The following is a 3,840-nucleotide window of genomic DNA, read 5'->3' on the forward strand; positions in this document are numbered from 1 at the left end:
GGTAGCTTGCGTAGGGTGTGTTTCTGCGCCAGCAAAACGCACCGCTCAGAGGAGCGGTGCGTTACCCTGACGAGATAACACACCCTACTTTGACTCTAATACCAGATTTGTAGATCTGTAGACCTAAAAACCCAATTATCAATTATCAATTAATTTAACGATCGCACACTACAGATAGCGTCTGAAAATAGTCAATATCCCTACGTCAATTGTCTGAAATCGCGTTAAATGGTTGCAGATTAACGCGATCGTGCATTACCAAGTTGTGTATTTTGTCATTAATTCATCACAGAATAGATGAACTATTAGTTTAAAGATATTACGCTATCTATAGTGGTTAAAAATAGTCAATATCCCTAGATGCGATCGATAATATTCATTTCTAGATATTTGGGTTTTTTACAGAAATTTCGATTAGAATATGAATCCCTCCTCGCGCTGGCATATCACTATGGTACAAACCAATTTAGATCGTGCCCACAACACAGAACTAGTTATAGATAGCAATATCGATCGAGCATTAGTAGCACTGAATTTTAGATCTTTGCAAGGAAATTCGGCTTACGATCGGTTGTTTATTTCGCCACAAATTCCGCGTAATAATAGCGGACAAGTCACGCCAAGCTGGATGAAACGATACAATCATTGTGCCAAAGGTGGTTGGTGGTGTAATGGTTTAGATCCTTTGCAAAATTGGCAACCGATGGAATGGGGTACTTTTAAACCTAATGCTCCTACCAAAAATCAAGATGGTAAAATTATCAAATATGAGCATCCGCCGAGTGTCTCGACTAGGCTATTTTGTTTGCGAGTAACTAAAGAGATCTGGACGCAAACGGCAACTTTATTTAAAGCTAAATTACCTGCAAATATAGAGGTAAATTATCAAGGTGAAGCGATCGGCTATTGGCAGTGGATTATCGATCGACAGGTGCCGATTGTTATCTGTGAAGGAGCGAAGAAAGCTGCTGCCCTACTGACTTATGGCTATCCGGCGATCGCCTTGCCGGGGATTAATAGTGGCTATCGAGTAATTCGAGATTTGCAAGGAAATACAGTCGATCGGAACTTAATTGCTGAGTTAGTTGTGTTTGCAAATAAACAGCAAGAATTAGCAATCTGTTTTGATTATGAAGCGGTGCCGCGCAAAGCTAAATTATTGGATACGGCGATCGTGCATTTAGGTGAATTACTTCAGCGATCGAGCTGTAATGTCAAAGTTATTCGCTTACCAGGAATTGAAAAAGGGATCGACGATTTTATTGTTGCTCGCGGTATCGATGCTTTTACATCAATTCATCAAGCAGCATTAGATCTAGAATTAGATATCGCGATCTCCAAAAGACATAGTGAATTAAATTATCCAGCAAATCTCACCTTGGCGAGTAAATATCTCCCGAAAATTGATTTTCCCAGTAGTGGTATTATTGGGATTAAATCGCCTAAAGGAACGGGTAAAACTACGGCTTTAATTCCCATCGTTGCTGCGGCACAAGCAAGCAATCGTCCGGTATTATTACTCACACACCGCATTCAATTAGGTAGATTTTTGTGCCAACGAATTGGTATTAATTGGATTAACGAACAGCTTCCCAAACAACAGTCAGATAGCCTCGGTTTGTGTCTAGACTCCATCTGGAAGCTCAATCCAGCAGATTGGGAAGGTGGGGTAATTATCTTAGATGAAGTCGAGCAATCGCTGTGGCATCTCCTGCATAGCTCTACTTGTAAAAAGAAACGGTTAGTAATTCTCAAAACTTTTCAACAAACGATCGCCAGAGTAATTGAAACTAATGGACTCGTCATCGCTCAAGATGCCGATTTGTCGGATATTTCGATCGATTATCTCAAAAAGCTCGCCAATAAGGAGATCGAACCGTGGATTGTCATCAATCAATGGCAAGCCGAGCGGGGATGGGATGTGCATTTTTACGATCGTCCCAATCCTACCGCCCTAATTCACCAGCTAGAACTCGATCTCCGTGCTGGTCGTAAATGTTATGTTACCACTGATAGTCGATCGGGTCGTTATGGTTCCGACACGATCGATCGGTATATCCAGCAAAATCTCAAGCAGCTTGAAGATAGCTTCACCAAAACTCTCGTAGTTTGCAGCCATACTACCAACACTACCGGACATCCGGCAGTCGATTTTGTCTCGTCGATTAATACTCAGGCTCCAGAATATGATGCTGTCTTTGTAACGCCTACTTTAGGCACCGGAGTCAGTATCGATGTCAAGCATTTCGATCGCGTTTATGGAATTTTTCAAGGTGTCATTCCCGATACCGAAGTCCGCCAAGCATTAGCGCGAGTAAGAGCTAATGTCCCACGCTATATCTGGTGTGCGAAACGCGGCATGAGCACGATCGGTAGTGGAAGTAATAATTATCGATCGCTGGCTTATTGGTATCAAGAAAACTATAAAGAAAACTATGCGCTGATGTGCCCATTGATGCGGATCGATGTCGATTTGCCCTTTGTTTTCGATCCGATTCACCTCCGAACTTGGTCGAAATTTGCCGCGCGAGTAAATGCTTCGATTACCCTCTATCGAGATGCTGTCAGAGCTGGCTTAATTGATGAAGGACATCAAATTCATCCGATTAGCGAAGATGTCGATCGAGATAGCTTACAAGAACTGCGAATGGCACTAATCCAAGCAACTAAAACAGATCCCAAAAAATCGCTTGAAATTATGCGGCAAATCGCCGACGTTCACAAAGGTAAATCTCAACGCGATCGCGAGTACAATTTGATTGGCACCCAAACTAAAAAAATCCAGCAGCAAGTCAAATACCAAGCTGCACAAGCAGTTGCCAACGCAAGCGATCTGAGTCATCGCGATTTTCAATACCTATCTAACAAAAGATTCGTCACGGATCTAGAGCGTGCCCAAGTTGAAAAATACACATTGCAACAGCGTTATGGTGTGACGATTACCCCCGAACTCAAACTCAAGGATGATAAAGGTTATTACGGGCAGCTATTAACTCATTTTTATCTGCTCAATCATCAACAATATCTACCTCAATCTATTTATCTAGTCTGGGATCGCGATCGAGAAACTAACCTGGAAAAAGTGTTCTTGCCCGATGCCAATCATCATATTCTCAAGATTCAAGGATTACTCGCATTAGGGATTATTAATTTTTTAGATCCCGAGCGACTATTACAAATTAACGATGCCGATCTGATTTCCCTCAAACGAATCGGTTATTTGTGCAGTCAACATATCAAACGGGCGATCGGCATCGATATGCCACCTTATAATAATGGTGAAGTCAATCCGATCTCGGTACTCAATCGCTTTCTGCAACTGTTAGGTTTGAAGACTCAACCGATGCAGTCGGGCACAAAAAAATCAGATAAAGTAATTATTGGCTATCGACTCGATCGAGCTTTATTAAATGATGGACGCGATGAAATCTTCGCCGTCTGGCAACATCAGCAAAGCCGAGAACTCGTCCGTCGTGCTTAAAGTATGAGGTAGCACTCGTAAACCCTAGAAAATCCCCCCTAGCCCCCCTTAAAAAGGGGGGAACCGGACTCTTAGTCCCCCTTTTTAAGGGGGATTTAGCGGCTCGCTATGGGCGGGGTTCCCCCGCACATAAAAGCGGCGTTTTTATTTGGGGGTTCCCCCCGAATAAAAAAACGACAAGACAGCGAGACAAGACAGGGGGATTTACCCACCGTAAACGAAGCAATAAGACTTTTCAGGCACCCTTTTAATACCAATTTAAAGAATTAAAGCGATAGATCTTTACCCCACCCAACCTCCCCTTTCTAAGGGGAGGAGCCGGATCTACACCCGCCGAATCAAGGTAATCCCATCCCGCA

General features: G+C 42.9%; 1 protein-coding gene. It reads left to right on the forward strand.

Features of this window, described 5'->3' with window-relative positions:
- The first annotated feature begins 451 nt into the window (after nt 1-451).
- Nucleotides 452-3,481: a plasmid replication protein, CyRepA1 family gene (locus RMO35_RS08605; protein WP_309740262.1), complete on the forward strand. Its 3,030-nt coding sequence runs from the start codon at nt 452-454 to the stop codon at nt 3,479-3,481.
- Nucleotides 3,482-3,840 lie beyond the last annotated feature (359 nt).

It is taken from the genome of Chamaesiphon sp. OTE_20_metabat_361, from assembly GCF_031364565.1.